This window comes from Pseudomonas sp. MWU12-2020 (genome assembly GCF_023100605.1).
GTDB classification, from domain to species: Bacteria; Pseudomonadota; Gammaproteobacteria; order Pseudomonadales; family Pseudomonadaceae; genus Aquipseudomonas; species Aquipseudomonas fluorescens_H.
Genome location: NZ_JALMEX010000002.1, coordinates 383,921 through 410,422, shown reverse-complemented (window position 1 = coordinate 410,422; position 26,502 = coordinate 383,921). Strand labels below are relative to the sequence as shown.

Sequence of the window (26,502 nt, the reverse complement as noted above, 5' to 3'; positions counted from 1 at the left end):
TGCTATCGAGGTCACTGTGTTCAAAGGCTCTCTCATCTCTGCTGCCCGGGCCCACTGATGCCACATCCCAATGCATTCCTGGAGAAGCTCGCCAGCAGTTCATCGCGCCTGAATAAAAGCCTGCTGGTGCTCGGCGCCTTGGTGTTGCTGTTACTGGGTATCAGCTACGTGGGGGTCAAGCGCATGGTCGAAGAGCGACACGATACCGTGCAGTTTCACTTTGCCCGACTGATGGAGAATGTCCGCGAACAGGAACTGTTCCTGCAGGATATCGCCCGGGAAAGTGCCAAGGGCGAGCGGATCACCAATGCCGTATTGCCGCCCTACTCCCAAAAGCCCTTGCCCGATGAAGGGCCGGGCATCTATGAGGGCCGTGGCCTGCCGTTTTCGCTGCCCTACAGCCTGAAGATCAATCCGGACAGGATCGCGCCCAGCCAATACCCGAAAATCTTCGCACTCGGCACCCACCTGGCCGCTTACTACAGCGCGTTCTGGTCAGCGTCGCACTATCAGTCGCCCCACGTCGTGCTGATCAATGGTCCCGATAATTTTGATGTCGCCGTACCCTCTGCCGGGCGCTTGCGCGGTAAGGGACAGACGCAGATCGGTCATTTGGTCGACGTAATGACCCAGGTGAACCAGCGCCTGCGCGGGCAAAATTCGCCGCTGCCCGATCTTCAGGTGCACTGGGAACCCTATGTCTCTGCCGAGGATGACAAGAGCACGCCAACCCTGCTGGCCTACGTGAGTATCAACCTGGCCAGCACTGCGCTGACCGTCGAAGGTGCCGATACCTGGGTGGTACTGGGTTCGCTGATGAACCTGTCTCAGGTCAATAACATCGAGCGGCTGATGCAGTGGTCGATCTACGACGACTTCACCTTGATCACCCCGCGTGGTGTGGTCTTGACCGGCGCCCTGAAACCCGGCGAGGTGCTGGATGAAGGGGTGAACTTCAAGCGTGACGGCCTGGTGTTTAAACTGAGCAGCCCCGGCGAACAACACTGGACGGCAATCTACTTCATCAGTGTGCGCAGCTTCCTTGATTACGCGCTGTGGCCGTTGCTGTGTCTGCTGGCGCTGGTGTTGGCGGTGCTTGGTTGCAGTAGAGCGGTCAATCGCTGGTACCAGACCCGGGTCATCCTGCCCGCGCAAAGTGCGCACGCCAGCATCGCCGAAAGCGAGGCGTTCAGCCGCGCGGTGATCGACACAGCACCAACCGGCCTGTGCGTGATTCGCCGCAGCGATCACCATGTGCTGCTGGAAAATCAGCGCGCGCAGCAGTGGCATGACAACGGCCAGTTGATGAGTTTGCTCTCCTCGCGCACCGCCCCCGGCCACGCTGACCTTGAACTCAACGGACGCTACCTGCACGTTGCCTTCGTGCCCACCCGCTATCAGGGTCAAGACGCCTGGTTGTGTGCGCTGCACGACGTGACCCGGCATGTTGAAGATGCGGCAGCACTGGAAGAGGCGCGTCAGGCCGCCGACTCGGCGAATCGGGCCAAGAGTCGCTTTCTCGCCACCATGAGCCATGAAATCCGCACGCCACTGTATGGCATACTCGGCACTCTGGAACTGCTGGGTCTGACCGCGCTCGCCCCGCGGCAGCAGAATTACCTGCAGACCATCCAGCGTTCCTCGGCCACCTTGTTCCAACTGATCAGCGATGTGCTGGATGTGTCGAAAATCGAAACCGGACAGATGACCCTCGAACTTCAGGATTTCTGCCCACTGGAACTGACCGAAGACACCGTACGCACCTACAGCGCCTTCGCCCGTTCCAAAGGCCTGCAACTGTACGCCTGCATCGACGCGACGCTGCCGGATCGGTTGCGCGGCGACCCGATACGGATTCGCCAGATCCTCAACAACCTGCTGAGCAACGCCATCAAGTTCACTGATAACGGGCGCGTAGTGCTGCGGGTGCGGCTGCTGGAAAGCGTCGATGGCCGAGCCAACGTGCAATGGCAGATCAGCGATTCCGGGGTGGGGATTTCCCAAGCGCAACAACAGCAGCTGTTCGACCCCTTCTATCAGGTCAACGACGCCACCGAGCAGGCCGGTGCCGGACTGGGTCTGGCCATTTGCAAATGGCTGTGCGAGCTGATGGCAGGCCAGTTGAACGTAGTCAGCGAACCCGGACTCGGCAGCAGTTTCACCCTGCAACTTGCGCTGGAACACGCGCCCGGCGAGCTTGCCGATTGCCCTGCATTCAGCCTCGGTTCCCCCGCAGTCTGCGTGCGGGCACAGGTCACTGAGCAGGCACAACACCTGATCGCCTGGCTCAACCGTTTTGGCCTCGACTGCCGTACGCTGACGGCCGACACCCCTGCGACATCAGCGCTGCTGGTCGAGCTTGCACCTTTGGCCAACATCAGCGCGTGGCCCGGGCCGAGAATCATCGCCACAGCGGACGGCCCCAATCCGGCGCAGTTACGCGGGATCGATCATGAAGTCGACGCCCATGATGTGCGCGCGATCGCCTGGGCGATTTATCGGGCGCAACACGGCGCCAGCAGCGAAAGTCGGCCTGCGGCGGCGGACAAGCCCCGGCCATTGAAGCTGCATGTGCTGGTAGCGGAAGACAACGTGATCAACTCGGCCATCATCAAGGAGCAACTGGAGGTGCTGGGCTGCTCGGTGGTCGTCGCGACGAATGGCGAACAGGCACTGGCGCAATGGGTACCGGGGCGCTTTGATCTGCTGCTGACCGACGTCAACATGCCGGTCATGAACGGCTACCAATTGGCCACGGCGTTGCGCCAACTGGATCAGGCCCTGCCGATTATCGGCGTCACCGCCAACGCCCTGCGCGAAGAAGGCCAGCGCTGCGCCGCTGTCGGCATGAACGCCTGGATGGTCAAGCCGCTGAACCTGGCCACCTTGCGCACGCATCTGGAAAAACACTGCAAAATCGCCTTGCCGGCGGCAGTCGTTGCGCCGATCCAGCTGTCGCCGAAAATGCGCGAACTGTTTGTCACCACCCTGCGTCAGGACATCCACACCACCCTGACAGCACTGGACAGCGCCGACGCCCATCGCGTGGCGCAGCAACTGCACAGCATGGCCGGCGCTTTGGGTGCAGTGCAGATCGAAGCCATGGCCACAACCTTTGTCGAGCTGGAGTGCCGTTTGCACGGCATGGCCGTGACCAGCGCCCTGGACCTGGAAGTCCGCCGGAATCTGGCTCAATTGAACGATCTATTGGATACCCTTGAATAATCTCACTCTGGATAATCACCCATGGAAACCCTCAACGTTGTCATTGCCGATGACCATCCCATCGTTCTGGTGGGGGTACGTGAGCTGGTTGAGCGTGACCAACGCTTTCGCGTGGTGGGCGAAGCCGTTTGCTCCAGCGAACTGATCAACCTGCTGGAAACCCGCCAGGTGGATCTGGTCATCACCGATTTCAACATGCCCGGCGACTCGACCTACGGCGATGGTCTGAAACTGGTGGAGTACCTGACGCGGCACTTTCCCTGCGTCCGCGTGCTGGTGCTGACGATGATTTCCAACCCGCTGATCCTGACGCGCCTGCAAGAACTCGGGGTGCTGGCGATCATTCAGAAAAACCAGTTGCACATCGAAATCGAAACGGCGCTCAAGGCCATCGCCCGGGGTAATCCGGTGCGCAGCAACGGGCCGCCGCCGACTTCGGTGCTCGTCGACAATGCTGACCTCGACGAGCGCTTTACCCGCTTGTCACCCAAGGAACATGAAATATTGCGTTTGTTCGTTTCGGGAATGGGCGTCAGCGAGATTGCCCGAAGTTTGAACAGAAGTGCCAAGACCATCAGCACTCAAAAGATATCGGCCATGCGCAAACTTGAAGTCAGCAGTGATCAGGACTTGCTGACTTATTGCATAGAGCGCGACTTGTTCAACTAACTGGTAATCACACCCCAGTTAAAGACGACTTCTAGGAATCGTCTGATGTCCCGGCAAAAGTGCGCGTTATATCGTGTTGTTGTTTTAATCCCAACCATTGGAAACAACATGAAAAAGCTGACTCGCGCACTTCTCGCCCTTTCGATCATCGCCGCTGCCGGCAACGCTCTGGCAGAAGATCCACCTGCCCCAACCCCGACCAAGGCTGGCAGCGGCACCATCAACTTCACCGGCACCATCAACAACGATGCCTGCTCGGTTGAAGGCGCCGGCAAGAACAAAACCATTTCTGTCGACATGGGCGAAGTATCGATCAAGGACATGGGCACCGCCACTGCACCTAAAGGCAACGGCACTTTGAGCGTCGAGAACTTCGACATGAAGATCAACTGCAACGCCGGGACCAAGGTTGCGATGATCTTCGAACCGACCAAGGGCGCAGGTTCGGGCATCGTTGCCGGGACCAAAGTGCTGAAGCTGATCGACGGTCTGGGCGCTGCGAAGAACATCGGTATCGCCTTGCTCGACTCCAACGGCGCGTTGATCGACCTGAGTTCGCCGTCCACCGCGAAGATCGAAAACACCCTGCAAGACAGCAACGCCACGCTGAAATTCTCGGCCGCCTATGTCACCACTGGCGACGTGGCAACCGCCGTTGCCGGTCGTGGTGACGCCACCCTGCCGTTCACGCTGCAATACGAATAACCCGCGCGAGCAATCAAGCCTGGTGCGGGGCCGTCCGGCCCCGCACCCTCATTCAACTGCGCGGTACCCCTTATGTTTTATCGTCACTCATTGTCCTTTTGCGCGGGCCTTTTGGGCCTGCTCGTGGCCAATCAGGCCATGGCCGGCATTTCCTTGAGCAGCACCCGTCTGGTCTTCGACGGCCAGCACAAGGAAGCCGGAATCACCGTGCGTAACAGCGGTGCAGATGTATTGATTCAGTCATGGATCGACACCGATTCCAGCGAAACCGCCGCCGTACCGTTTGCCGTCACCCCGCCACTGGTACGCGTCAGCGGCGACGAACAGCAGATCTTGCGGGTGATCTACGAAGGCGCGGGCATGCCGACCGACCGCGAGTCGGTGGTCTGGCTCAACGTGCAGGAAATCCCCCAGTCGGCGAAATCCGCCAACACTTTGCAGTTGGCCGTGCGCCAGCGCATCAAGGTGTTCTTCCGCCCGCCGGCATTGAAAAACAACGCCTATCTGGCACCGAGCGAACTGACCTGGCGCCTGACCCAACGCGCCGGCAAGAACTTGTTGGTGGTGAACAATCCAGGCCAGTATCACGTGTCGATTGCCGATATCACTCTGCAATCCGGCGCAATCAACGAACATCCCTTTGATTCGATGATGATCGCGCCCGGCGAACAAAAAGAGTTCAGTCTCAAACAACTTCACAACGCCAATACAGTGCGCCTGTTATTCAACAGCATTAATGACTACGGCGCACAAGATCGTTATAGCGCGCAACTTTCCAGCAGTGCCGACACTCGAGCCAGCTTGAATAAAGAAGCGCCATAACTTTCGTGCCGCTGTTACAGCAGCACTTTCACTGTATTTCTCTTCGCTCCGTTAGTTCGTATCGGAGGTGATATAGGGTTCCTGCATGTTTTTACTCAAGCGCGACGGATTGGCACCATTTTCGATTGCCCTGGTGTTCAGTTGCACCTGCCTGGCCGATGATGAAGAACAATTCAATACATCGTTTCTGCAAGGCGCCCCCTCCTCTGTCGACCTGCGATCACTGCTCGCCAGCAGTCGCGTGCTGCCCGGCAATTACCGGGTCGACCTCTACGGCAACGAGACGCTGGTCGGCCGGCGCGATATCGACTTCCGGCGCCACCCCGGTACGGGCAAGGTCGAGGCCTGTCTGACCCTGGAGATGGTGCAGCAACTGGGGGTCGACATCGGCAAACTGCAAGCCAGCGGCAAACTGGCCGGTGATGACCCCGACGCCTGCATCAACTTGCCCGCCCTGATCGATCACGCCAGCGTGCGTTACGACGTGCCGCGCCTGCGCCTGCTGGTCAGTGTCCCGCAAAGCGCCATGGAGCGTGGCCGACGGGGTTACGTCGACCCGGCGCTGTGGGACGAAGGCGTACCCGCCGCGTTCATCAATTATCAGTTGAGCAGCAGCCGCAACAGCACTCAGGCTGACAACACCCTGTCCAACAACGTCGGCCTGCGCAACGGCATCAACCTTGGTGCCTGGCGCTTGCGCAACGAGTCGAACTTCAGCAGCGGCACTGGTCGCCCCAGCACGTTCAAAAGCAACCGCAGTTACCTGCAACATGACGTGACCACCCTGAAAGGCCAGTTCAGCGCCGGGGATATTTTCTCCGATGCCGACCTGTTTGACAGCGTGCGCTACCGCGGCCTGAAACTGGCGTCCGACGACGGCATGCGTGCCGACAGCGAGCGCGGTTATGCGCCGGTCATTCGCGGCATTGCGCAGTCCAGCGCCACCGTGGAGATTCGCCAGAACAACTACATTCTCTACTCGGCCAACGTGCCGCCGGGTCCGTTCGAGATCAGTGATATCTATCCCAGCGGCTCCAACGGCGACCTGGAAGTGACGATTATCGAAGCCGATGGTCGGCGCCGGGTGACCGTGCAAGCGTTTTCCAGCCTGCCGATCATGGTGCGTCAGGGCCAGTTGAAGTACAGCGTCTCGGCCGGCCAGTACAACAGCAACAGCGAGGATCAAAAGACCCCGCAGTTTTTCAGCAGCACACTGGCGTATGGCATCAGCAGCAACTTGTCCGGGATCATCGGCATGCAAGCCACGGACGACTTCAAGGCGTTGTCCGTCGGAGCGGGTCGCAATACCGCCATCGGTGCGATCTCACTGGACTTGACCCACTCCATGAGTAACACCTTCGGCGAAACGGTCACCGGCAACAGCTTGCGCGCTTTGTATGCGAAGACGTTCACCGGCACCGACACCAACTTCACATTGGCGGCCTACCGCTACTCTACCGAGGGCTATCGCACCCTTACCGAGCACGTCGAGGAGTTGAGCCGCGATGGTCAGCAACGTACCGGCAACTCGAAAACCCGTACCGACCTGACCGTCAACCAGAGCCTGGGGCGCAACCAGGAATATGGCAGCGTCTACGTGAACGCCAGCGACCAGCGTTATTGGGGACGCGGCGGTTCGCAAAGCCTGTCTGCCGGTTACAGCAACTATTGGGGGGATGTGAGTTACAACCTCGGCGCGACGTATACCAAGGATGTCGGCAATTACGGGACGGCGAACAATGACACGCTGGTCAACCTGTCGGTGTCGTTCCCACTGGGTTCCAAACCTCGTGCACCGCGGGCGTTTGTCTCGGCCAGCACGCAGAAATCCAGCGACACCACGCAAATGGGTATCAACGGCTATCTGTCAGAAGACAGCGGCACCTATTACTCGGTACAAGCCGGCAACAGCAGCACCGGCGGCAGCTCCGGCTCGGTCAACCTGAGCACCCGCACCTCGGTGATGGATATCAGTGCCGGCTACAGTCAGGGCCGCGGTTACAACTCGCAGAACCTGAACCTGGCAGGTTCGATCGTCGGCCATGCCGGCGGGATCAACCTGGGGCAAACCGTTGGCGAGACGTTCGCGCTGGCGCAGGTCGAAGGTGTGCAAGGGGTAAAAATCGGCAGTTTCTCCGGGGCCAAGACCGGCAGCAACGGTTTCGCCGTGGTGCCCAACGCCCAGCCCTATCGCGTGAACTGGATCAACCTAGACACTCGCGATCTGGGCGGCGACGTCGAGATCGACAATGCGACCCGACAAGTGGTGCCACGCCGCGGTGCCGTGGTACTGGCGCGTTACGCCAGCAAGACCGGACGCCGCGTGCAGTTCGCCTTGTTCGACGCGCAGCACAAACCGATCCCGTTTGGCGCATCGCTGGAGGACAGCGCTGGCAAGCAACTGGCGATCTCCGACCCTGGCGGCAAGGCACTGGCGCTCATGGAGGCCGACACCGGCACCCTGACCATCAATTGGCAGGGGCAGCAGTGCGAAGCGCCTTATGCGTTGCCGGAACGCAACAAGGCGCTGAACTATGAGCGGGTGGCGCTGGTGTGCCGCCCGCCCCAGTAATCCCAACAGTTCAAATCAGGAGCGAGCCTGCTCGCGAAGCGTTCGTCAGCCTCAGCATCATCGATGAATGAGAAGACGCCTTCGCGAGCAGGCTCGCTCCCACAGGGGATATCGAGCGAAGACAAATCCATGCCTGGCACAGATCGAATGTGGGAGCGAGCCTGCTCGCGCAGGCCGCGCCTCGATTCGAATAAACAGGTGCAATCTAGAAATCGCGCTTATAGAAAATATCCAGCGAACTGGCGACACCGCTGGCGGCTTCGAGATAAACCTTCTTGCTCAGCTTGTAACGCAGCGCAATGGTGTTGGCCGGTTCGAACACGCCAACGCCATAACGCAGGCTGAGTTTCTCGGAGATATTGCCGCTGGCGACCACGCTGGTGGTGTTGCCGCTGCCTTGGGTGTCGAGTTGGAAGTCCTGAATCCCCAAGTCTTTGGCCAGACTGCTGGTGACCCCGGAACTGCCCATCAAGCCGAGGCCAAGTGCTGCCTGGGCGAGCATGTTGTTGTCCTCGCCGTTGCTGCTCAACGGACGACCGAGCACCAGATACGACAGCGCCTGCTCCTGGCTCATGGCCGGCTCGGAGAAGATTTGCGTGGTCGGCTGCTCGGCGCTGCCGCTCAGACGAATACCGGCGATCACGTCGTCGGTCTGGCGGATCGCTTCGATGTCCAGATACGGCTGGTCGATGGGACCAGCGAACAACAGCCGTGCACGCCGAACCGTCAGGCGCTGGCCGTAGGCGCGGTATTTGCCGTCGTTGAGCCACAGCTCGCCACGGGTGTCCATGTTGTCGCCGATGTGCACATGACCTTGCAGGTTGGCGGTCAGGCCGAATCCGGCGAAGCTGAGTTTGTCGTCACCGACCACCACGTCGATGTCCATCTTCATGGCCATCGGCGGTTTACCCTCCTCGGTCTGCGCGCCGACGATGATCGTGTCATCGGAGACTTTAACCGTGGAGGGCGGCAGTTCGCGGACGGTGATTTCGCCTCTGGGTACCAGCACTTTGCCGGCAATCTTCAGCTCGTCGCCGGCCATGGAGATTTTCAGATCCGGCGCCACTTCCAGCTTGGCATACGGCTCGACGGTGACCGGCAATTGCGTGCCCTTGAGCGCCACATCGACCATCAGCGCCTGACCCCAGGCGACATTACCGTTCAGACTGCCCTGCCCGGTCTTGCCACTTTTCCAGCCACCGTCCAGACGCACGGACTCGCCGGCAATCACTGCTTGCAGTTGCAGGTCTTTGAGTTCCATCGGCAGCTCGGCGCCGGAGACTTCGCCGTCGCTGAGTTTCACCGTGCCGTTGACCAGCGGCGCCAGCAGCCCGCCGGAAATCGTGCCGCTGCCGTTCAGGCGCCCGGTGAGTTTCTCGACCATCGGTACAAACGGCCGCGCCACCGACAGGTCCAGGCCGGAGAGCCGGAACGAGCCGTTCAACGGCTTGTTTTTCGGCAGCGGATTGAGCTGCGCCTGCACCATCAATTCACCGAGCTTGCCGCCGACGAAATTGAGATCGGTGTCGATCCGCTTCGGTGTGAGTTTGCTGGTGAGCTTCAGGGTCTGGTACGGAAAGTCCAGCCACTGATCCTTTTCCTTCATGCGCAAAGTGCCGCCGCTGGCGTCGACGCTGACCACACCGTTCGGGCCGCTGGCCGGCAAGTCCAGTTGCAGATCGGCGTTGAGCTTGCCCTGCCAGGCGAAGTCCTTCGGCAACCATTGTGCGAGGCTTTCGATCGGGAACTGCTTGAGGTGGTAACGCAGTTTCGGCTCGGGCAGCAGCCGCTGGTCTTCACCGCACAGGCTGGCGTTGCCGGACATCCAGCAATGCGCGCCGAAGTTGATCTTGCCGTCAGCCAGACGCTCCAGTTTGGCCGGGTTCTGCAGTTTCCAGTCCTGGCCGCCGACCTGAATATCGCCGCTGGCCAAACGACCGCGCCAGTTGCCGTTGTCCAGATTGCCGTCCAGACCGAGGGCCAGTTTCAGCTTCGGCCCGAGCAGGTCGAGGTTGAGTTTCTGGCTCTTGATGTCGCCCTGCGCGCTGGCGGTCAACACGCCGAGGTTGGTGTCGCCGGCCTGAATGCGGCTGCCCTTGAGATCGATCTTCGCCCGTTGCGCACTGTCGAGCGTGGCGTCGAGGTTGAGGCTTTGCAGACGATTGTCCTGGAACGCCAGTTGCGAACCTTGCAGCTCGAGCTTGCCTTGCGGCGCCTGGAGCGTGCCGGCGACATTGACTTGACCGTTGATCTGCCCGCGCAACTGCGGCCAGAGCTGGGCCAGACGCGTCAGCTTGATGTCGATCTGGCCAGTGAGTTTCTGTTGCAGGCTGCCCTTGCCGCTGATGCTGTTGTCGCCGAGGCGGATTTGCAGGGCGTTGAGATTCCACTGTTCGCCGACGCCGTCAGCCTTGGCTTGCAGCACCGCCGGTTGTCCGCGCAGTTTGCCCTTGAGGTCGAGGTCGGCGGTGAGGCTCAGGCGTTCGTTCTTCATTTCGCCTTTGCTGCGCAGCGGCCCGGCCAGGGTGCCCGGCAACTCCGCGACCCAGTACGCCGGGTTCAGCGCCGAAAGATCCAGCGCCGTGTCCCAGGCGATGCCGTCGGCGAATTGCACGTTCACATGCCCTTCAGCCTTGCCCTGACCGGCCTGCATTTTCAGTTGCGGCAAAGCGATCTGTTTCAGGCTGCCACTGAACGGACTGCTCAGGCTGAACGCCCCCGCCGGGCCATCGAGGTCGGCGGCGAAGTTACCGAGGTATTGGCCATCGGTGTAGGAGACTTCGCCAGTGAAGGTGCGCAAGGCGACTTGCGGCTCGTCAATCTCGGGATACAACCGGTGCCACGGAAAATCCTGCCAGTTGATGTTGGCCTGAGCGCTGAGGCCCTTGCTCCAGTCAACGCTGCCGGTGAGTTTGAGACTTTGCTTGTCGTTGGCACTGAGGTCGAGGCCGGCGATCTGCGCGCCGCTGGCATCGACCTTGCCTTTGAGCAGCAACGCTACGGGACCTTTTTCGGCGGGCAGCGTGGCGTTGCCGAGCAACTGGTAACCGTTTTTCAGGTCACCTTCACCGGTCAAAACCAGTTGATTGAATTGCAGAGTGTCCGGCAGATCGGCGCTCGGTTTGAATGCCTCGGAGGTGATGCGCACCCTGGCCGGGAGGTTTTCTGCCAGCGGCTGCAGCTCGCCGCTCAACTGGCCGTCGAGGTAGCCACGGCTGTCGGCATGCAGGTTGAGGGTTTTCAGCAGATCGCCGTCGACTTTCAACGCCAGTGTCCAGGGGCCTGCGCCCGGAGACGGCAGGGTCAGGTCACCGGTGATGTTCAGCGGCCAGTTGCCGCTCGGTTGCAGCAGGCCGGAGAGGTTCAGGCTCAGATCCTCGCGCTGCAGTTTCACGCTATCGATCTGCATACCTTGGGCGGTCCAGTGCGCCGCCAGTTGCAGGCCCTTGAGCTGCTCGCTGCCGTTGAACAGCAGGCTGCCGACCTGCACGTCACCCAGCTCGATGGCCACCGGCAGTTGCAGATCCGGCAGTTTGATCGGGCCGCTTTCAGTGGTTTCTTCACTCGGCGGGAATTGCAGGATCACTTGATCCGCCTTGAGCTGTTCGATGCACAAAGTCATGCGGGTCAGGCACAGCGGTGACCAGGCGAAGATTGCCTTGTTCAGCTCGACGCGACTGCTGTCCTGCTGCCACAGCAGATGATCGGCGCTCCATTGTCCGCCGAGACGGCCCTGGAAATTCTCCACGCTCAGACCCGGCACCAGGCCCAGCGCCCAACGGCTGCCGGCCTGCGTTCCGAGTACCGCGCTGATGCTCAGTACGATCAATAACACCAGCGCCAACAGCGCCAGAGCGGTAATTTTCAAACCACGCTTCACAGCTCAGGCCCCATGGAAAAGTGCAGCCGGATGCCGCCGTCGTCGTCCAGCGCGTGGGCCAGGTCGAGGCGGATCGGCCCCACCGGCGAGACCCAGCGCACACCGATACCGACCCCGGTCTTGAGGTTCGGCAGTTCGAGTTTGTTGAAGGAGTTGCCCTGGTCGACGAAGGTCGCGACCCGCCATTTTTCGGCGATCGAATATTGATACTCGACACTGCCGGCAACCATGTAGCGACCACCGATGCGGTCGCCTTCAGAGTTTTTCGGGGACAGGCTTTGATAGTCGTAACCGCGCACGCTTTGGTCGCCACCGGCGAAGAAGCGCAACGACGGTGGCACCGAGTTATAACCGTTGGTGGCGCTGCCGCCGACCTGCACCCGCCCGAGGAAGCGGTGGTTGTCGAACACGGTGGTCAGGCCTTTGATCAACGCCGTGCCATACAGCAGATTGTTGTCAGAGCCGAGACCTTCCTTCGCCACTTTGCTTTCAAAGGTCAGGCGATAGCCGTTGTGCGGGTCGATGCGGTTGTCGCTTTTCAGGTACGAATAACTGATACCGGGCATCAACAAGGTACTGAGACCGGAGTCATCACCGAGCTGATATTCCTCACGCTGCCATTTCAGCGAGATGACCCGCTGCCAGCCGCTGGGCAACTTGCTGTGCCATTCGGGACCGAAGGTCAGCAGCTTGCTCAGGGTGTCCGAGCCGTCGATGTCTTCATATTGATAACCACCGGCCCAGCGCAGTTTGTCGGTCAGCGGTGGATCGAGCGGGATGTCATAGAACAGCCCGACGTTCTGCCGTGGCGCCGACAGCTCGGCTTCCCAGCCATAGCTGTCGCCCTGCGGGTTGACCCAGTGGCGGGTCCAGTTGGCCTTGATCCGCGGGCCGACGTCAGTGGAGTAACCGAGGCCCAGGCCCATGGTGCGTGGCTTGCGCGTGTCGAGTTTGACGTCGACCGGGATCACGTCGTTTTTCGCCGCTGTCGGCGCAGCATCGACGCGCACACCTTCGAAATAGCCGCTCGATTGCAGGTCGCGATTGAGTTCGGCGATCAGCTCGGAGTCATACGGGTCGCCGGCCTTGAACGGCACCATGCGTTGCAGCAGGTCTTCGTCGAAGGGTGTGTCGCCTTCAAAATGGACTTTGCCCAGCGCGTAACGCGGGCCGCTTTCGTAGATCAATTCGACGTCGGCCACCCCGGCTCGCGGGTCGACCAGGAGTTTCTGACTGGTGAAATGGCCACTGAAGAAACCGAAGCGCGAGGCCTGGTTCTGGATCAGGCGTTTGGCGTCTTCATAACGCCCATGGTTGAGCACCGCGCCGGACTTGAGCGTGTCGCTGCTCGGCACACGAAAGGATTTGAGGGAGGCGGCAGGCCCGTCGACGCGCACGGTGACGTTGCGCAGGCGAATCGGCTCACCGGGATCGATGTTCAGCACCAGGCGCGGTTTTTCACCGCCCTTGACGTCACTGTCGATCTGCGGCTGGTAATAACCCAAGGCCTGCGCGGCTTTGCGCGCCTGCTCTTCGGCCCCGCGACTGAAGCGCAGCAAGGCTTGTTCGTCACGGTCGCCGAGGCTGCCGATATAGCCTTCTATATTGGCCTTGAGTTCGTCGTTGGACGGTTTGATCCGCACGTCCAATTCACTTTGCGCCAGCGCCGCGCAGCTGGTTAACAGCATGAGCACGCCACTGGTAAATCTTCCTGGAAACTTCATAGGCGCGGATGCTATCACGGGCTTGGGAGCGTGATAGAACAGGAAATTTCCGAAAAAGTTCTACCGCTAAGCCATTGCAGTTTGTAACACCTGCGGATTGGCGTGGAAAAACACGTGCTCGCGCACCGGACCGACGGCAACTTCGCCAATCTCCTCATAACCCTGACGTTTGTAGAATTCCAGATAGCGCGGGTTGCCGGTGTCAAGCACCACGCCTTGCGAGGTTTCATCCACCGCGCACCAGTTGTGCACCGCCGTGAGCAACTGCTCGCCGAAGTGTTTGCCTTGAAACTGCGGATGAATCCCCAGCAGCGGCAGCATGTGCACCGAATCGCTCGGCACGCAGGCGGCCACCGCATCGTGATATTCCAGATAGCGCCGGGTGCAGCGAAAACCGGTGCTGAGCACCATGCGCAAGCGCCACGCCCAACTCTCGGTAATCCCAAGACGACGCTGCGGCGGCGCGATCAGGGCGATGCCGATCAAACGGTCGTTGACCAGCAGGCCGATGGCCGGCAGATCCTGTAGAAAATGCTGTTTGACCAACTCACGCACCGTGGCCCGCACGCGTTGCTCGTAGCCCGGCCGTTCGGCTTCGAACAGATAGCCGAAAGTCGGCTCGTGGCGATAGGCCTGATACAGCAGCGATCGGGCTTCGCGCGAGTAACCGCGGTCGAGCATGTGAATGTCGGCGATGGCGGTCTGGGTTTCAGGCATGACGGTGATTCTCCCCCGGGGCGCGGCTCAAATGACTGCGCTCTTGTTGGTACGAACCTTTTGCGGGTGGCACAGTTCCCCACAGGTATAGACCAAGCCAGACTCTTCATCGACTCAACTGACGCCTTCGCGAGCAAGCCCGCTCCCACATTTGGAATGCATTCCCCTGTGGGAGCGGGCTTGCTCGCGAAGAGGCCGGTTCAGACAACATCTATCTGGCAGACAAAAATGATTTCTCCCACCCCACACTGGCCCCCATCCCACATGTCAGCTAGCATCGCCCTTTTGCCAGGACTGCCGACCATGAAGATTGTTTCCTTCAACATCAACGGACTGCGCGCCCGTCCGCATCAGTTGGCAGCGCTGATCGAAAAGCATCAGCCGGACGTGATCGGCCTGCAGGAAACCAAGGTCCACGACGACCAGTTCCCGCTGGAAGAAGTGCGGGCGCTGGGCTATCACGTTTATTTCCACGGCCAGAAAGGCCATTACGGCGTCGCCCTGCTTTCGCGCAAAGAGCCGATTGCCATTCACAAAGGTTTCGCCACTGATGAAGAAGACGCGCAGCGCCGCTTTATCTGGGGCACCTTCGCCGACGCCAATGGCGTGCCGGTGACCATCATGAATGGCTACTTCCCGCAAGGCGAAAGCCGCGACCACCCGACCAAATTCCCGGCAAAGCAACGCTTTTACAGCGACCTGCAAACCCTGTTGGAAAGCCAGTTTCACAACGAGCAGCCGCTGGTGGTGATGGGTGATGTGAACATTTCCCCGGAAGACTGCGACATCGGCATCGGCCCGGACAACATGAAGCGCTGGCTGAAAACCGGCAAATGCAGCTTCCTCCCGGAAGAGCGCGAGTGGATGGCCCGCCTGAAAAACTGGGGCCTGACCGACAGCTTCCGCCACCTGAACCCGGACGTGACCGACATGTTCAGCTGGTTCGATTACCGCAGCCGTGGGTTTGAAGACGAACCCAAGCGTGGCCTGCGCATCGACGTGATACTCGCCTCCCATGGCTTGCTGCCACGGGTCAAGGATGCGGGCGTGGACTATGAACTGCGCGGGATGGAAAAACCGTCGGATCATGCGCCGATCTGGCTGGAATTGAGCTGATCTCAAGCTTTAAGAGATCCTTGTAGGAGTGAGCCTGCTCGCGATGACGGTGGATCAGTCGATATGTTTGTTGGCTGATACTCCGCCATCGCGAGCAGGCTCACTCCTACATTGGATCCCTGTCATGTTTTGGTCATGCACCTGACTTAATCTCCCCGGCAATCCCCTTGGCCTGATTCGGTGCCGGCATGACCCTGCGTGTTCTGTTCGCTTTTCTGTCGAGTGCATGGCTGACGGTCAGTGCCGCCGCCCTGCCCATCCCTGAAAACGGCCCGGCATTGCGTATTCAGGGTTCCAACACCATCGGCGCCGATCTCGGCCCGGCGCTGGTCGAAGGTTTTCTGCAGGACCAGGGTCTGCTGAAAATCCACCGTGAAAACCCCGATACCGCCAACGAACAACACATCGTCGGCCAGACAACCGAGGGCAAACGGGTGGTGGTGGAAGTCGCCGCCCACGGTTCCAGCACCGGTTTCACTGCACTGAAAACCGCCAGCGCCGACCTCGCCGCCGCCTCCCGTCCAATCAAGGACAGCGAACTGCTGGGCCTGCAATTTCTCGGCGACCTGAAAAGTCCCGCCGCCGAACAAGTGATCGCCATCGATGGCCTGGCGATCATTCTCAATCCCGCCAACCCGCTGCAGCAACTGGACACCGAGCAACTGGCGCGGATATTCGCCGGCAAGGTGAAAACCTGGGAAGACCTCGGCGGTCGCGGCGGTGCGATTCATTTATATGCGCGGGATGATCAGTCCGGCACTTACGACACGTTCAAGGAACTGGTGCTGGGCCGTCGTGGGAAAAGTCTGAGTTCCACTGCGAAACGCTTCGAATCCAGCGAGCAATTGTCCGATGCGGTGAGCAGCGATCCGCAGGGTATCGGTTTTATCGGTCTGCCTTATGTGCGCCAGGCCAAAGCCGTGGCAATCGCCGATGGCGCGTCGCAATCGATGTTGCCGCTCAATAGTCTGATCGCAACGGAGGACTATCCGCTGTCCCGCCGCTTGTTCTTTTATCTACCGCCCAGCAACCAGAATCCCTGGGCGTCGGCACTGGTGGCCTTTGCGCAAAGCCCACAGGGCCAGAAGATCGTCGCGGCCAATGGTTTCATCAGCCAGACCGTGCGTGCCATGACCGTCACGCCGAATGCGCTGATGCCCGAGGGTTATCAATCCCTCAGCCGTCACGCCCAGCGTCTGACGGTGAACTTCCGCTTTGAGGAAGGCAGCGCGAATCTGGACAACAAGGCACGGCAGGATCTGGCGCGGGTGCTCGACTATATAAAACGCCATGACAAAACCGAGCGCGCGGTGACACTGGTGGGGTTTGGTGACGAGAAAGACGACCCGGCACGGGCCGACCTGCTGTCGAAACTACGGGCGATGGCGGTGCGCCGCGAGCTGGTGAAAAACGGCGTGGTGCTGCGCGAAGTACGCGGGTTTGGCGCGCAGATGCCGGTGGCGACGAACAGCGCGGATGAAGGCAGGATCAAGAATCGGCGGGTTGAGGTTTGGGTGTACTGAACCTGATGTTGATGTGCTGGATGCATGGGCTCCTTCGCGAGCAAGCCCGCTCCCACTTTTGATCGCATTCTTCCAGTCGGAATGCGGTCGAATGTGGGAGCGGGCTTGCTCGCGAAGCCGGCGACGCGGTCTTAATGACCGCTACGCAGCATTTCCTTCGGCACATATTTGCCGATCTCGAACTTACCGATCGCCGCGCGGTGCACTTCGTCCGGACCGTCGGCCAGGCGCAGGGTGCGCTGCATGGCGTACATGTAGGCCAGCGGGAAATCATTCGAGACCCCGGCCCCGCCGTGAATCTGGATCGCCCGGTCAATCACCCGCAGGGCGACGTTCGGCGCGACGACCTTGATCTGTGCGATCTCGCTCTTCGCCACTTTGTTACCGACGGTGTCCATCATGTACGCCGCTTTCAGGGTCAGCAGGCGCGCCATGTCGATTTCCATCCGCGAGTCGGCGATCTTGTCGACGTTACCGCCCAGACGTGCCAGCGGTTTGCCGAACGCGGTGCGGCTCACCGAACGCTTGCACATCAATTCCAGTGCGCGTTCAGCCATGCCGATCGACCGCATGCAGTGGTGAATCCGCCCCGGGCCAAGGCGACCCTGAGCAATTTCAAAACCGCGACCCTCACCGAGCAGAACGTTTTCGTACGGCACCCGCACGTTGTCGAACAGCACTTCGGCGTGGCCGTGCGGTGCATCGTCGTAACCGAAGACTGGCAGCGGACGGACGATTTTCACCCCGGGGGTGTCGACCGGCACGAGGATCATCGAGTGCTGGGCGTGGCGCGGTGCGTCAGGGTTGCTCAGGCCCATGAAGATCAGAATCTTGCAGCGCGGATCGCAGGCGCCGGAGGTCCACCACTTCTTGCCGTTGATCACCCACTCGTCGCCATCGCGCACGGCGCGGGCGGCCATGTTGGTGGCGTCGGACGAGGCCACGTCCGGCTCGGTCATGGCGAACGCCGAGCGGATTTCGCCGCGCAGCAGCGGTTCGAGCCAGCGCTGTTTCTGCTCTCCATTGGCGTAGCGCACCAGCACTTCCATGTTGCCGGTGTCCGGCGCCGAGCAGTTGAACGGCTCCGGCCCCAACAGCGACCGGCCCATGATTTCCGCCAGCGGTGCGTATTCAAGGTTGGTCAGGCCGGCGCCGAGTTCCGACTCAGGCAGGAACAGATTCCACAAACCTTCGGCCTTGGCCTTGGCCTTGAGCTCTTCCATGATCGCGGTCGGCTGCCAGCGATCGCCCTCGGCAACCTGGCGTTCGAACACGGCTTCGGCCGGGTAAACGTAAGTGTCCATGAACGCGGTCACGCGCTCACGCAGTTCTTGCACCTTGGGCGAATAAGCGAAATCCATGAGCAATTACCTTCTATGGGCAGAGGTTGTTCAGATCATGCAATCGATGCTAGAACAGCGTTGATAATTTACCTAGCCTATTCTCGGCGTGTATAAACATTCATCACCGATATATGATCCGCTGATCGTCAGCCCCTAGAACAAGAGAAGCCGCGTTATGAATCTGAGTAAGGTCGACCTCAACCTTTTCATCGTCTTCGACGCGATTTACACCGAAGCCAACCTCACCCGCGCCGGGCAGATTGTCGGGATTACCCAGCCGGCGGTGTCCAACGCGTTGGCGCGGTTGCGCGAGACCTTCAACGATCCGCTGTTCGTGCGCACCGCCCAAGGCATGGTGCCGACGCCGATGGCGCAGAACATCATCGGCCCGGTGCGCAACGCGCTGTCGTTGCTGCGGGTGTCGGTGCAGGAGAGCCGGATTTTCAACCCGGCCCAAGCGGTGAAGACTTATCGCATCAGCATGACCGACCTCACTGAAGCAGTGATTCTGCCGCCGCTGTTCCAGCGTTTGCGGCGTCTGGCGCCGACGGTGATCATCGAGAGCTTTCTGTCCAAACGCCGCGAGACCACCAAGGAACTGGCCGCCGGACGCCTGGATTTCGCCGTGGATGCACCGCTCAACACCGACCCGCAGGTGCGCCACGTCAAGCTGATGGAAGACCGTTACGTCTGTGCGATGCGCAAGGGCCATCCGCTGGCGGGCAAGGAAAAACTCAGCCTCGATGATTACCTGTCGCTGACTCACATTCACATCTCCAGCCGCCGCAGCGGTCTGGGTTATGTCGATCTGGCGCTGGGCAAAATGGGCATTCAGCGCAAGATCGCCCTGCGCTCGCAGCATTACCTGATGGCATCGCAGGTGATGCAGCAGACCGACATGGTGATGACCGTGCCCGAGCGTTTCGCCCGGCGTAATGACTTGCATGCATTCAATCTGCCGGTCAACGACGTGCCCCCGGTGGAGACCCACCTGTACTGGCACGAGAGCACCGATCAGGACCCGGCGAACCGCTGGATGCGCGAGCAGATGATCGAGTTGTGCCAGCAGGTGACGGCGCATGAGAAGAAGCTCGATAAGGTGTAAGGCTGGCAACCGCGTTATCGTTCTTCGCGAGCAAGCCCGCTCCCACAGTTGATCGCGTTCCATCTGAAGAAACGCGACCGAGTGTGGGAGCGAGCCTGCTCGCGAAGAGGCCAGCACTCGCGCCACACATTTTGAACCTTGACGTAAACGTCAACTCGCCATTAGCTTAGCGCCAAGACCTTTTTCCGAGCGCTTTCATGAGCAGCCAGACCTACAGCATTTCCGACCTCGCCCGCGAGCTGGACATCACCACCCGGGCGATCCGCTTTTATGAGGAACAAGGCCTGCTCAGCCCCGAGCGCCGAGGCCAGGAACGCATCTACTCGCCACGCGACAAGGTCAGCCTGAAACTGATCCTGCGCGGCAAGCGCATCGGTTTCTCGCTGGCCGAATGCCGCGAACTGATCGAACTCTACGACCCATCCAGCGGTAACACCAAACAGCTCAACAGCATGCTGGCGAAAATCAGCGAACGCCGCGAACAGCTCGAGCAGCAGTTGCTCGACATCGAACAGATGAAACTGGAACTCGATACCGCTGAAGAGCGCTGCGTGCAGGCGTTGGAGCAGACGCTCAAGAGCCAGCAGATAGCGCAGTAATCAGCCACAACTCATTCCCTGTGGGAGCGGGCTTGCTCGCGAAGGCGGAGTGTCAGGCGACAAATTTTGTATCTGATACACCGCATTCGCGAGCAAGCCCGCTCCCACAGGGACCTCATGTAATTCCGAAAATGAGCAGGTCAACCCATGTCCCTCCCCTCCCAAGTACGCCTGATCGAAGTCGGCCCGCGCGATGGCCTGCAGAACGAAGCCCAACCGATCAGCGTCGCTGACAAGGTGCAACTGGTCGACGCCCTGAGCGCCGCCGGCCTTGACTATATCGAAGTCGGCAGTTTTGTCTCACCGAAATGGGTGCCACAGATGGCCGGGTCCGCCGAGGTGTTCGCGCAGATCCAGCGCAAGCCCGGCGTGACCTATGGCGCACTGGCGCCGAACCTGCGCGGCTTTGAAGACGCGCTCGCTGCCGGGGTCAAGGAGGTGGCGGTGTTCGCCGCTGCGTCCGAGGCGTTCTCGCAGCGCAACATCAATTGCTCGATCAGCGAAAGCCTGGCGCGCTTCGCACCGATCATGGAAGCCGCGAAACAGCACGGCGTTACCGTGCGCGGTTACGTGTCCTGCGTGCTCGGCTGCCCCTATGAAGGCGAGGTCGCGCCGGAACAAGTGGCGATGGTCGCCCGCGAGTTGTACGCGATGGGCTGCTACGAAGTGTCCCTCGGCGACACCATCGGCACCGGCACCGCAGGCGCCACGCGGCGGTTGTTCGAAGTGGTGTCGGCGCAAGTGCCACGGGAAAAACTCGCCGGCCATTTCCACGACACCTACGGCCAGGCGATGGCCAACATCTACGCCAGCCTGTTGGAAGGCATCGCGGTGTTCGACAGCTCTATCGCCGGCCTCGGCGGCTGCCCGTACGCCAAAGGCGCGAGCGGTAACGTCGCCACCGAAGACGTGGTGTACCTGCTCAATGGTCTGGGCATCAAGACCGGTATCGACCTGGATGCCTTGATTGCGGCGGGTCAGCAGATCAGTGCGGTGCTCGGTCGTCCGAGCGGTTCGCGTGTCGCCAAGGCTCGCAGCGCACAGTGAGGGCGAAGGTGTTACCGCTGTGTCCGAAACGTGGGCATAGACGAGTAACACGGAAACAAATTGTCTGGTTTGCCCTGAAGGAAAAATCCTTCAAAAAACTCAAGCAATTGATTTATAAGGGTTTTTAAAAGTTGGCACGGCTTCTGCTATCTCTATGGCATAACAAGAATAAAAAGCAGCAAACCAATAAAAATAAGACGTACCGACTCTGACATAACAAAAACAACACGGCAGAGACGCAGCTAACAGATTTTTTTGGAGAAGGTGTGCTTTTCAGGGTGCTCTCAGGAGTGACCCGCAACCGGGCAGAGAACAATAAAACTACCTTCAGGTAGCTCCCGAATCGGTTGGATCGTTTAACGAGAAAGCAGATCAGCGCTCAAAAAAATACGTTTGCTCTTGACCCCGGATGGGGGTCGCCAAAAACAGCGGTAAAGGGCCACGGTTGCCAAAAACAACAACAGACCGCCCCTCAATAATAAGAAAGAGCACGCGACGACAAAATTAAAGGGGAGCTTCGGCTCCCCTTTGTGCTTTCTGTGATTCCTGAAAATACTCTATCTCCATTGTGGGAGCGGGCTTGCTCGCGAATACGGTGTATCAGGTACAAATTTGTCGCCTGACACTCCGCATTCGCGAGCAAGCCCGCTCCCACAGGGGTGGTGGTTACCGTTCGATTGTTTTTAACTCTTCGATACTGATCTCACGCATCCGGAATTTCTGGATCTTCCCCGTCACCGTCATCGGAAACTCTTCGACGAACTTGAAGTGCCGTGGCGTCTTGAAGTGCGCGATGCGCTCCTTGCACCAGGCTTGCAACTCCAGCTCGGAAGCATTGTGGCCAGGGTGGAATTTGATCCAGGCGACAATTTCCTCACCGTAACGCGAGCACGGAATGCCGATCACCTGCACATCCGCCACCGCCGGGTGGGTGAAGAAAAACTCCTCCAGCTCACGCGGGTAAATGTTCTCGCCACCCCGGATGATCATGTCCTTGTTGCGCCCGGCGATGTTCACGTACCCCTCATCGTTCATGCTCGCCAGATCGCCAGTGTGCATCCAGCCTGCCTCATCAATGGCTTCGGCCGTGGCTTGCGAGTTGTTCCAGTAGCCGAGCATCACGCTGTAACCGCGGGTGCAGAGCTCACCGATGGTGCCGCGCGGCACCAGGTTGCCGGCCTCGTCGATGATCTTGCTTTCCAGTTGTGGCTGGGTACGGCCGACGGTGGTCACGCGCAATTCCAGTTCGTCGTTTGGCCCGGTCTGCAGCGACACCGGACTGGTCTCGGTCATGCCGTAGGCGATCTGCACTTCGCTCATGTGCATCTCGCTGATGACCCGACGCATGACTTCGATCGGGCAAGTCGCGCCAGCCATGATCCCGGTGCGCAGACTCGACAGATCGTATTCGCCGCGCAGCGGTTGATCGAGCATGGCAATGAACATGGTCGGCACACCGTACAGGCCGGTGGCTTTTTCTTCGGCGACGGTTTGCAGGGTCAGTAACGGGTCGAACGCGTCGTTGGGATAAATCATGGTGCTGCCGTGGGTGATGCAGCCGAGGTTGCCCATGACCATGCCGAAGCAGTGATACAGCGGCACCGGGATCACCAGGCGGTCGCTCGGGGTCAGGCCGATGCTTTCACCGACCATGTAACCGTTGTTGAGGATGTTGTAGTGACTGAGGGTCGCGCCCTTGGGGAAACCGGTGGTGCCGGAGGTGTACTGGATGTTCACCGGTTGATCGAAGTGCAGGCTGTCGCTGCGTTCGCGCAATTGTTCGGGCGAAACACTGCTCGCCAGATCGGCCAGTTGCGACCACGGCAGGAAGCCGGATGGCGGCTGCGCATCGAGGCTGATCACCCCGCGCAAATCCAGCAGACGCTCGCTGCGCAACTGGCCGATGGATTGCTCTGCGAGTTCCGGCACCAGCCCTTGCAGCATGGCGTGGTAGTTGGAGGATTTGAACGCGCCGGCGCAGACCAGCCACTGGCAACCGGACTGCTTGAGCACGTATTCCAGTTCGGAGCTGCGGTAGGCCGGATTGATGTTGACCAGAATCACGCCGATCTTCGCGGTGGCGATTTGCGTGATGCACCACTGCGCACAGTTCGGCGCCCAGATACCGAGCCGATCCCCCGCCTGCAAACCCAGCGCCAGCAACGCTCTGGCGTGCAGATCGACGCTATCGGCCAGTTGCTGCCAGGAGTAGCGCAACTGCTGATGCCGTACCACCAGCGCCTCGCCGTGCGGGTATTGCGCGACAGTCTGGTCGAACTTCTGCCCGATGGTCATCGCCAGCAAGGCTTTGTCCTGGGAACCACGGGTGTAGCTGCGCTGCGGGTTTGCACTGGGTTGATCCATGACGACCCCTATTGTCTTTATTAGTGGGTTTACCGGAGCTCACTTCAACAAGTCTGTCCGCTTTCAATCTTGAACTGCCCCTACTCTCGCTCAAGTTGACGTTAACGTAAAGGATGATTGACAGCCATTCACCACAGGCTTACGTTAACGTAAAGGTGAGAGCCATTGACCGCCCTCCCCACCCTACAAAAAAGCCAAAAGGTGACCCATGAGCTACCCATCCCTGAACTTCGCCCTCGGTGAAACCATCGACATGCTGCGCGATCAGGTTCAGTCCTTCGTCGCCGATCAGATCGCCCCACGCGCTGCGCAGATCGACCGCGACAACCTGTTCCCCGCCGACATGTGGCGCAAATTCGGTGACATGGGCCTGCTGGGTATCACCGTGCCGGAAGAGTACGGCGGTGCGGGCCTGGGTTATCTGGCGCATGTGGTGGCGATGGAAGAAATCAGCCGTGGCTCGGCGTCAGTGGCACTGTCCTACGGCGCGCACTCCAACCTCTGCGTCAACCAGATCAACCGCAATGGCAACCACGAACAGAAAAGCCAATACCTGCCGAAGCTGATCAGCGGCGAACACGTCGGTGCCCTCGCCATGAGCGAGCCAAACGCCGGTTCCGATGTGGTTTCGATGAAATTGCGCGCCGACAAACGTGGCGACCGCTTCGTGCTCAACGGCAGCAAGACCTGGATCACCAACGGCCCTGACGCCAACACCTACGTGATCTACGCCAAGACCGACCTGGAAAAAGGCCCGCACGGCATCACCGCATTCATCGTCGAGCGCGACTGGAAAGGCTTCAGCCGCAGCAACAAGTTCGACAAGCTCGGCATGCGCGGTTCCAACACCTGCGAGCTGTTCTTCGATGACGTCGAAGTGCCGGAAGAAAACATCCTCGGCGTGCTCAACGGCGGCGTGAAGGTGTTGATGAGCGGCCTCGACTACGAGCGCGTCGTGCTCTCCGGCGGCCCGACCGGGATCATGCAGTCGTGCATGGACCTGATCGTGCCGTACATCCACGACCGCAAGCAATTCGGCCAGAGCATCGGCGAATTCCAGCTGATCCAGGGCAAGGTCGCCGACATGTACACCCAGCTAAACGCCAGCCGCGCCTACCTGTATGCAGTCGCTCAGGCCTGCGAGCGTGGCGAAACCACGCGCAAGGACGCCGCCGGGGTGATCCTCTACACCGCCGAGCGCGCCACACAAATGGCCCTCGACGCGATCCAGATTCTCGGCGGTAACGGCTACATCAACGAATTCCCCGCCGGACGCCTGCTGCGTGACGCCAAGCTGTACGAAATCGGCGCGGGCACCAGTGAGATCCGGCGCATGCTGATCGGCCGCGAACTGTTCAACGAAACCCGCTAAAACGGAGCTGCACATGGCTATCCTGCATACCCAGCTCAATCCCCGTTCAGCGGAGTTCGCCGCCAATAGCGCGGCGATGCTTGAACAGGTCGACGCGCTGCACACCCTGCTCGCCCAAGTGGCGCAGGGCGGCGGCGCGAAAGCCCAGGAACGTCACACCTCGCGGGGCAAGTTGCTCCCGCGCGAACGCATCAACCGCCTGCTCGATCCGGGCTCGCCGTTTCTCGAGATCAGCCAGCTCGCCGCGCACGCGGTGTATGGCGAAGACGTTCCCGCCGCGGGCGTGATTGCCGGAATCGGCCGGGTCGAAGGTGTCGAGTGCATGATCGTCGCCAACGACGCGACGGTGAAAGGTGGCTCGTACTACCCGCTGACCGTGAAAAAACACCTGCGCGCGCAGACCATCGCCCAGCAGAACCGCCTGCCGTGCATCTATCTGGTGGACTCGGGCGGCGCCAACCTGCCGCGTCAGGACGAGGTGTTCCCGGATCGCGAGCACTTTGGCCGGATCTTCTTCAACCAGGCCAACATGAGCGCGATGGGCATTCCGCAGATCGCCGTGGTCATGGGCTCCTGCACCGCGGGCGGCGCGTATGTGCCGGCGATGGCTGACGAAGCGATCATGGTGCGCAATCAGGCGACGATCTTCCTCGCCGGCCCACCGCTGGTGAAAGCCGCGACCGGTGAAGTGGTCAGCGCTGAAGATCTTGGCGGTGCCGATGTGCACTGCAAGATTTCCGGGGTCGCCGACCATTACGCCGAGAGCGACGAACACGCCCTCGCCCTCGCCCGCCGCAGCGTCGCCAACCTCAACTGGCGCAAGCTCGGCGAGCTGCAGCAGCGCACGCCGATTGCGCCGCTGTATGCCAGCGACGAGTTGTACGGTGTGGTTTCGGCCGATGCCAAGCAACCGTTCGACGTGCGCGAAGTGATTGCACGACTGGTCGACGGTTCGGTGTTCGATGAATTCAAGGCGCTGTTCGGCACCACGCTGGTCTGCGGTTTTGCGCACTTGCATGGCTACCCGATCGCGATCCTCGCCAACAACGGCATCCTCTTCGCCGAAGCCGCGCAGAAAGGCGCGCACTTCATCGAACTGGCCTGCCAGCGCGGCATTCCGCTGCTGTTCCTGCAGAACATCACCGGGTTCATGGTCGGCCAGAAGTACGAGGCCGGCGGCATCGCCAAGCACGGCGCGAAACTGGTGACCGCCGTGGCCTGCGCCAAAGTGCCGAAATTCACCGTGATCATCGGCGGTAGCTTCGGCGCCGGTAACTACGGCATGTGCGGGCGCGCTTACGATCCGCGTTTCCTGTGGATGTGGCCGAATGCACGCATCGGCGTGATGGGCGCCGAACAGGCCGCGGGCGTGTTGGTGCAGGTCAAGCGCGAGCAGGCCGAACGCAGCGGCCAGACCTTCAGCGCCGCGCAGGAAGCCGAGATCAAGCAACCGATCCTCGATCAGTACGAAGAGCAGGGTCACCCCTACTACTCCAGCGCACGCCTGTGGGACGACGGCGTCATCGACCCGGCACAGACTCGCGACGTGCTGGGCCTGGCTTTGTCCGCGTCGTTGAACGCACCTATCGAACCGAGCCGCTTCGGCGTGTTCCGGATGTGATGCTTTTTTGTGGGAGCGGGCTTGCTCGCGAAAGCGGTGTATCAGTCGACGTATCCGCAACTGACAGACCGTCTTCGCGAGCAAGCCCGCTCCCACAG

At 60.4% G+C, this 26,502-nt stretch carries 17 protein-coding genes and 1 pseudogene; 13 read left to right on the top strand and 5 right to left on the bottom strand.

The window, feature by feature from the left end; translation table 11 throughout:
• Nucleotides 1–57: 57 nt before the first annotated feature.
• The 5 genes from M0814_RS05955 (at nucleotide 58) to M0814_RS05935 (ending at nucleotide 7,993) form a co-directional block, all read left to right on the top strand.
• Nucleotides 58–3,225, top strand: coding sequence for a hybrid sensor histidine kinase/response regulator (locus M0814_RS05955; protein WP_103485351.1), 3,168 nt, complete (start codon nucleotides 58–60; stop codon nucleotides 3,223–3,225).
• Between the two features lie 21 nt (nucleotides 3,226–3,246).
• On the top strand, nucleotides 3,247–3,894 hold the full coding sequence (locus M0814_RS05950) for a response regulator (RefSeq protein WP_003223726.1): 648 nt from the start codon (nucleotides 3,247–3,249) through the stop codon (nucleotides 3,892–3,894).
• 108 nt (nucleotides 3,895–4,002) lie between these two features.
• Nucleotides 4,003–4,599, top strand: a complete 597-nt coding sequence (locus M0814_RS05945) for a fimbrial protein (protein ID WP_003223724.1) — start codon at nucleotides 4,003–4,005, stop codon at nucleotides 4,597–4,599.
• A gap of 72 nt (nucleotides 4,600–4,671) precedes the next feature.
• The gene (locus M0814_RS05940) at nucleotides 4,672–5,421 is read left to right on the top strand and encodes a molecular chaperone (RefSeq protein ID WP_103485352.1); all 750 of its coding nucleotides are present in this window, start codon (nucleotides 4,672–4,674) and stop codon (nucleotides 5,419–5,421) included.
• A gap of 85 nt (nucleotides 5,422–5,506) precedes the next feature.
• Entirely contained in the window at nucleotides 5,507–7,993 is a 2,487-nt protein-coding gene (locus tag M0814_RS05935) for a fimbria/pilus outer membrane usher protein (protein WP_103485353.1), read from the top strand.
• A gap of 205 nt (nucleotides 7,994–8,198) precedes the next feature.
• Here M0814_RS05935 and M0814_RS05930 read toward each other — a convergent pair whose 3' ends face one another.
• The 3 genes from M0814_RS05930 to M0814_RS05920 all read right to left on the bottom strand — a co-directional run bounded on the left by M0814_RS05930 (nucleotide 8,199) and on the right by M0814_RS05920 (nucleotide 14,314).
• Nucleotides 8,199–11,873, bottom strand: a complete 3,675-nt coding sequence (locus tag M0814_RS05930) for a translocation/assembly module TamB domain-containing protein (protein WP_103485354.1) — start codon at nucleotides 11,871–11,873, stop codon at nucleotides 8,199–8,201.
• Nucleotides 11,870–13,597, bottom strand: a complete 1,728-nt coding sequence (locus M0814_RS05925; RefSeq protein ID WP_103485355.1) for an autotransporter assembly complex family protein — start codon at nucleotides 13,595–13,597, stop codon at nucleotides 11,870–11,872. The genes M0814_RS05930 and M0814_RS05925 overlap by 4 nt, the downstream gene beginning before the upstream one ends.
• 66 nt (nucleotides 13,598–13,663) lie before the next feature.
• The gene (locus tag M0814_RS05920; protein WP_103485356.1) at nucleotides 13,664–14,314 is read right to left on the bottom strand and encodes a GNAT family N-acetyltransferase; all 651 of its coding nucleotides are present in this window, start codon (nucleotides 14,312–14,314) and stop codon (nucleotides 13,664–13,666) included.
• 303 nt (nucleotides 14,315–14,617) lie between these two features.
• On the opposite strand from M0814_RS05920, the gene xthA reads away from it, so the two are divergent.
• Nucleotides 14,618–15,430 carry an exodeoxyribonuclease III gene (xthA, locus tag M0814_RS05915; RefSeq protein WP_003223715.1) on the top strand — a complete coding sequence of 271 codons (813 nt, stop codon included), beginning with the start codon at nucleotides 14,618–14,620 and terminating at the stop codon, nucleotides 15,428–15,430.
• A gap of 188 nt (nucleotides 15,431–15,618) precedes the next feature.
• On the top strand, nucleotides 15,619–16,953 hold the full coding sequence (locus M0814_RS05910; protein WP_103486213.1) for a phosphate ABC transporter substrate-binding/OmpA family protein: 1,335 nt from the start codon (nucleotides 15,619–15,621) through the stop codon (nucleotides 16,951–16,953).
• 131 nt (nucleotides 16,954–17,084) lie between these two features.
• On the opposite strand, the gene M0814_RS05905 is transcribed toward M0814_RS05910, so the two are convergent.
• Nucleotides 17,085–18,314, bottom strand: coding sequence for an acyl-CoA dehydrogenase (locus M0814_RS05905; protein ID WP_103486214.1), 1,230 nt, complete (start codon nucleotides 18,312–18,314; stop codon nucleotides 17,085–17,087).
• Between the two features lie 157 nt (nucleotides 18,315–18,471).
• Between M0814_RS05905 and M0814_RS05900 the strand changes: the two genes are divergently transcribed.
• The 4 genes and pseudogenes from M0814_RS05900 to M0814_RS05885 all read left to right on the top strand — a co-directional run bounded on the left by M0814_RS05900 (nucleotide 18,472) and on the right by M0814_RS05885 (nucleotide 21,047).
• Nucleotides 18,472–19,401, top strand: coding sequence for a LysR family transcriptional regulator (locus tag M0814_RS05900; protein WP_045122379.1), 930 nt, complete (start codon nucleotides 18,472–18,474; stop codon nucleotides 19,399–19,401).
• A gap of 197 nt (nucleotides 19,402–19,598) precedes the next feature.
• A complete protein-coding gene (locus tag M0814_RS05895) occupies nucleotides 19,599–20,000 on the top strand; it encodes a MerR family DNA-binding transcriptional regulator (RefSeq protein ID WP_003223708.1) in 402 nt (133 codons plus the stop codon).
• Nucleotides 20,000–20,116 (top strand): annotated as a pseudogene (locus M0814_RS05890) (DUF4381 domain-containing protein); the annotation flags it as partial. The gene M0814_RS05895 and the pseudogene M0814_RS05890, both read left to right, overlap by 1 nt.
• Nucleotides 20,117–20,147: 31 nt before the next feature.
• Nucleotides 20,148–21,047, top strand: coding sequence for a hydroxymethylglutaryl-CoA lyase (locus tag M0814_RS05885; RefSeq protein WP_103486215.1), 900 nt, complete (start codon nucleotides 20,148–20,150; stop codon nucleotides 21,045–21,047).
• 666 nt (nucleotides 21,048–21,713) lie between these two features.
• On the opposite strand, the gene M0814_RS05880 is transcribed toward M0814_RS05885, so the two are convergent.
• Entirely contained in the window at nucleotides 21,714–23,411 is a 1,698-nt protein-coding gene (locus tag M0814_RS05880) for an AMP-binding protein (protein WP_103486216.1), read from the bottom strand.
• Between the two features lie 208 nt (nucleotides 23,412–23,619).
• Between M0814_RS05880 and M0814_RS05875 the strand changes: the two genes are divergently transcribed.
• The gene (locus M0814_RS05875) at nucleotides 23,620–24,783 is read left to right on the top strand and encodes an isovaleryl-CoA dehydrogenase (protein WP_003223703.1); all 1,164 of its coding nucleotides are present in this window, start codon (nucleotides 23,620–23,622) and stop codon (nucleotides 24,781–24,783) included.
• 13 nt (nucleotides 24,784–24,796) lie between these two features.
• Nucleotides 24,797–26,404, top strand: coding sequence for a carboxyl transferase domain-containing protein (locus tag M0814_RS05870; protein WP_003223701.1), 1,608 nt, complete (start codon nucleotides 24,797–24,799; stop codon nucleotides 26,402–26,404).
• The last annotated feature ends 98 nt before the right edge of the window (nucleotides 26,405–26,502 follow it).

Bases quoted from the DNA above. Each gene is read 5' to 3' on its own strand.
- M0814_RS05955 (WP_103485351.1), top strand. From the start codon at position 58: ATGCCACATCCCAATGCATTCCTGGAGAAGCTCGCCAGCAGTTCATCG.
- M0814_RS05950 (WP_003223726.1), top strand. From the start codon at position 3,247: ATGGAAACCCTCAACGTTGTCATTGCCGATGACCATCCCATCGTTCTG.
- M0814_RS05945 (WP_003223724.1), top strand. From the start codon at position 4,003: ATGAAAAAGCTGACTCGCGCACTTCTCGCCCTTTCGATCATCGCCGCT.
- M0814_RS05940 (WP_103485352.1), top strand. From the start codon at position 4,672: ATGTTTTATCGTCACTCATTGTCCTTTTGCGCGGGCCTTTTGGGCCTG.
- M0814_RS05935 (WP_103485353.1), top strand. From the start codon at position 5,507: ATGTTTTTACTCAAGCGCGACGGATTGGCACCATTTTCGATTGCCCTG.
- M0814_RS05925 (WP_103485355.1), bottom strand. From the start codon at position 13,597: ATGAAGTTTCCAGGAAGATTTACCAGTGGCGTGCTCATGCTGTTAACC.
- M0814_RS05920 (WP_103485356.1), bottom strand. From the start codon at position 14,314: ATGCCTGAAACCCAGACCGCCATCGCCGACATTCACATGCTCGACCGC.
- xthA (WP_003223715.1), top strand. From the start codon at position 14,618: ATGAAGATTGTTTCCTTCAACATCAACGGACTGCGCGCCCGTCCGCAT.
- M0814_RS05910 (WP_103486213.1), top strand. From the start codon at position 15,619: ATGACCCTGCGTGTTCTGTTCGCTTTTCTGTCGAGTGCATGGCTGACG.
- M0814_RS05905 (WP_103486214.1), bottom strand. From the start codon at position 18,314: ATGGATTTCGCTTATTCGCCCAAGGTGCAAGAACTGCGTGAGCGCGTG.
- M0814_RS05900 (WP_045122379.1), top strand. From the start codon at position 18,472: ATGAATCTGAGTAAGGTCGACCTCAACCTTTTCATCGTCTTCGACGCG.
- M0814_RS05895 (WP_003223708.1), top strand. From the start codon at position 19,599: ATGAGCAGCCAGACCTACAGCATTTCCGACCTCGCCCGCGAGCTGGAC.
- M0814_RS05885 (WP_103486215.1), top strand. From the start codon at position 20,148: ATGTCCCTCCCCTCCCAAGTACGCCTGATCGAAGTCGGCCCGCGCGAT.
- M0814_RS05880 (WP_103486216.1), bottom strand. From the start codon at position 23,411: ATGGATCAACCCAGTGCAAACCCGCAGCGCAGCTACACCCGTGGTTCC.
- M0814_RS05875 (WP_003223703.1), top strand. From the start codon at position 23,620: ATGAGCTACCCATCCCTGAACTTCGCCCTCGGTGAAACCATCGACATG.
- M0814_RS05870 (WP_003223701.1), top strand. From the start codon at position 24,797: ATGGCTATCCTGCATACCCAGCTCAATCCCCGTTCAGCGGAGTTCGCC.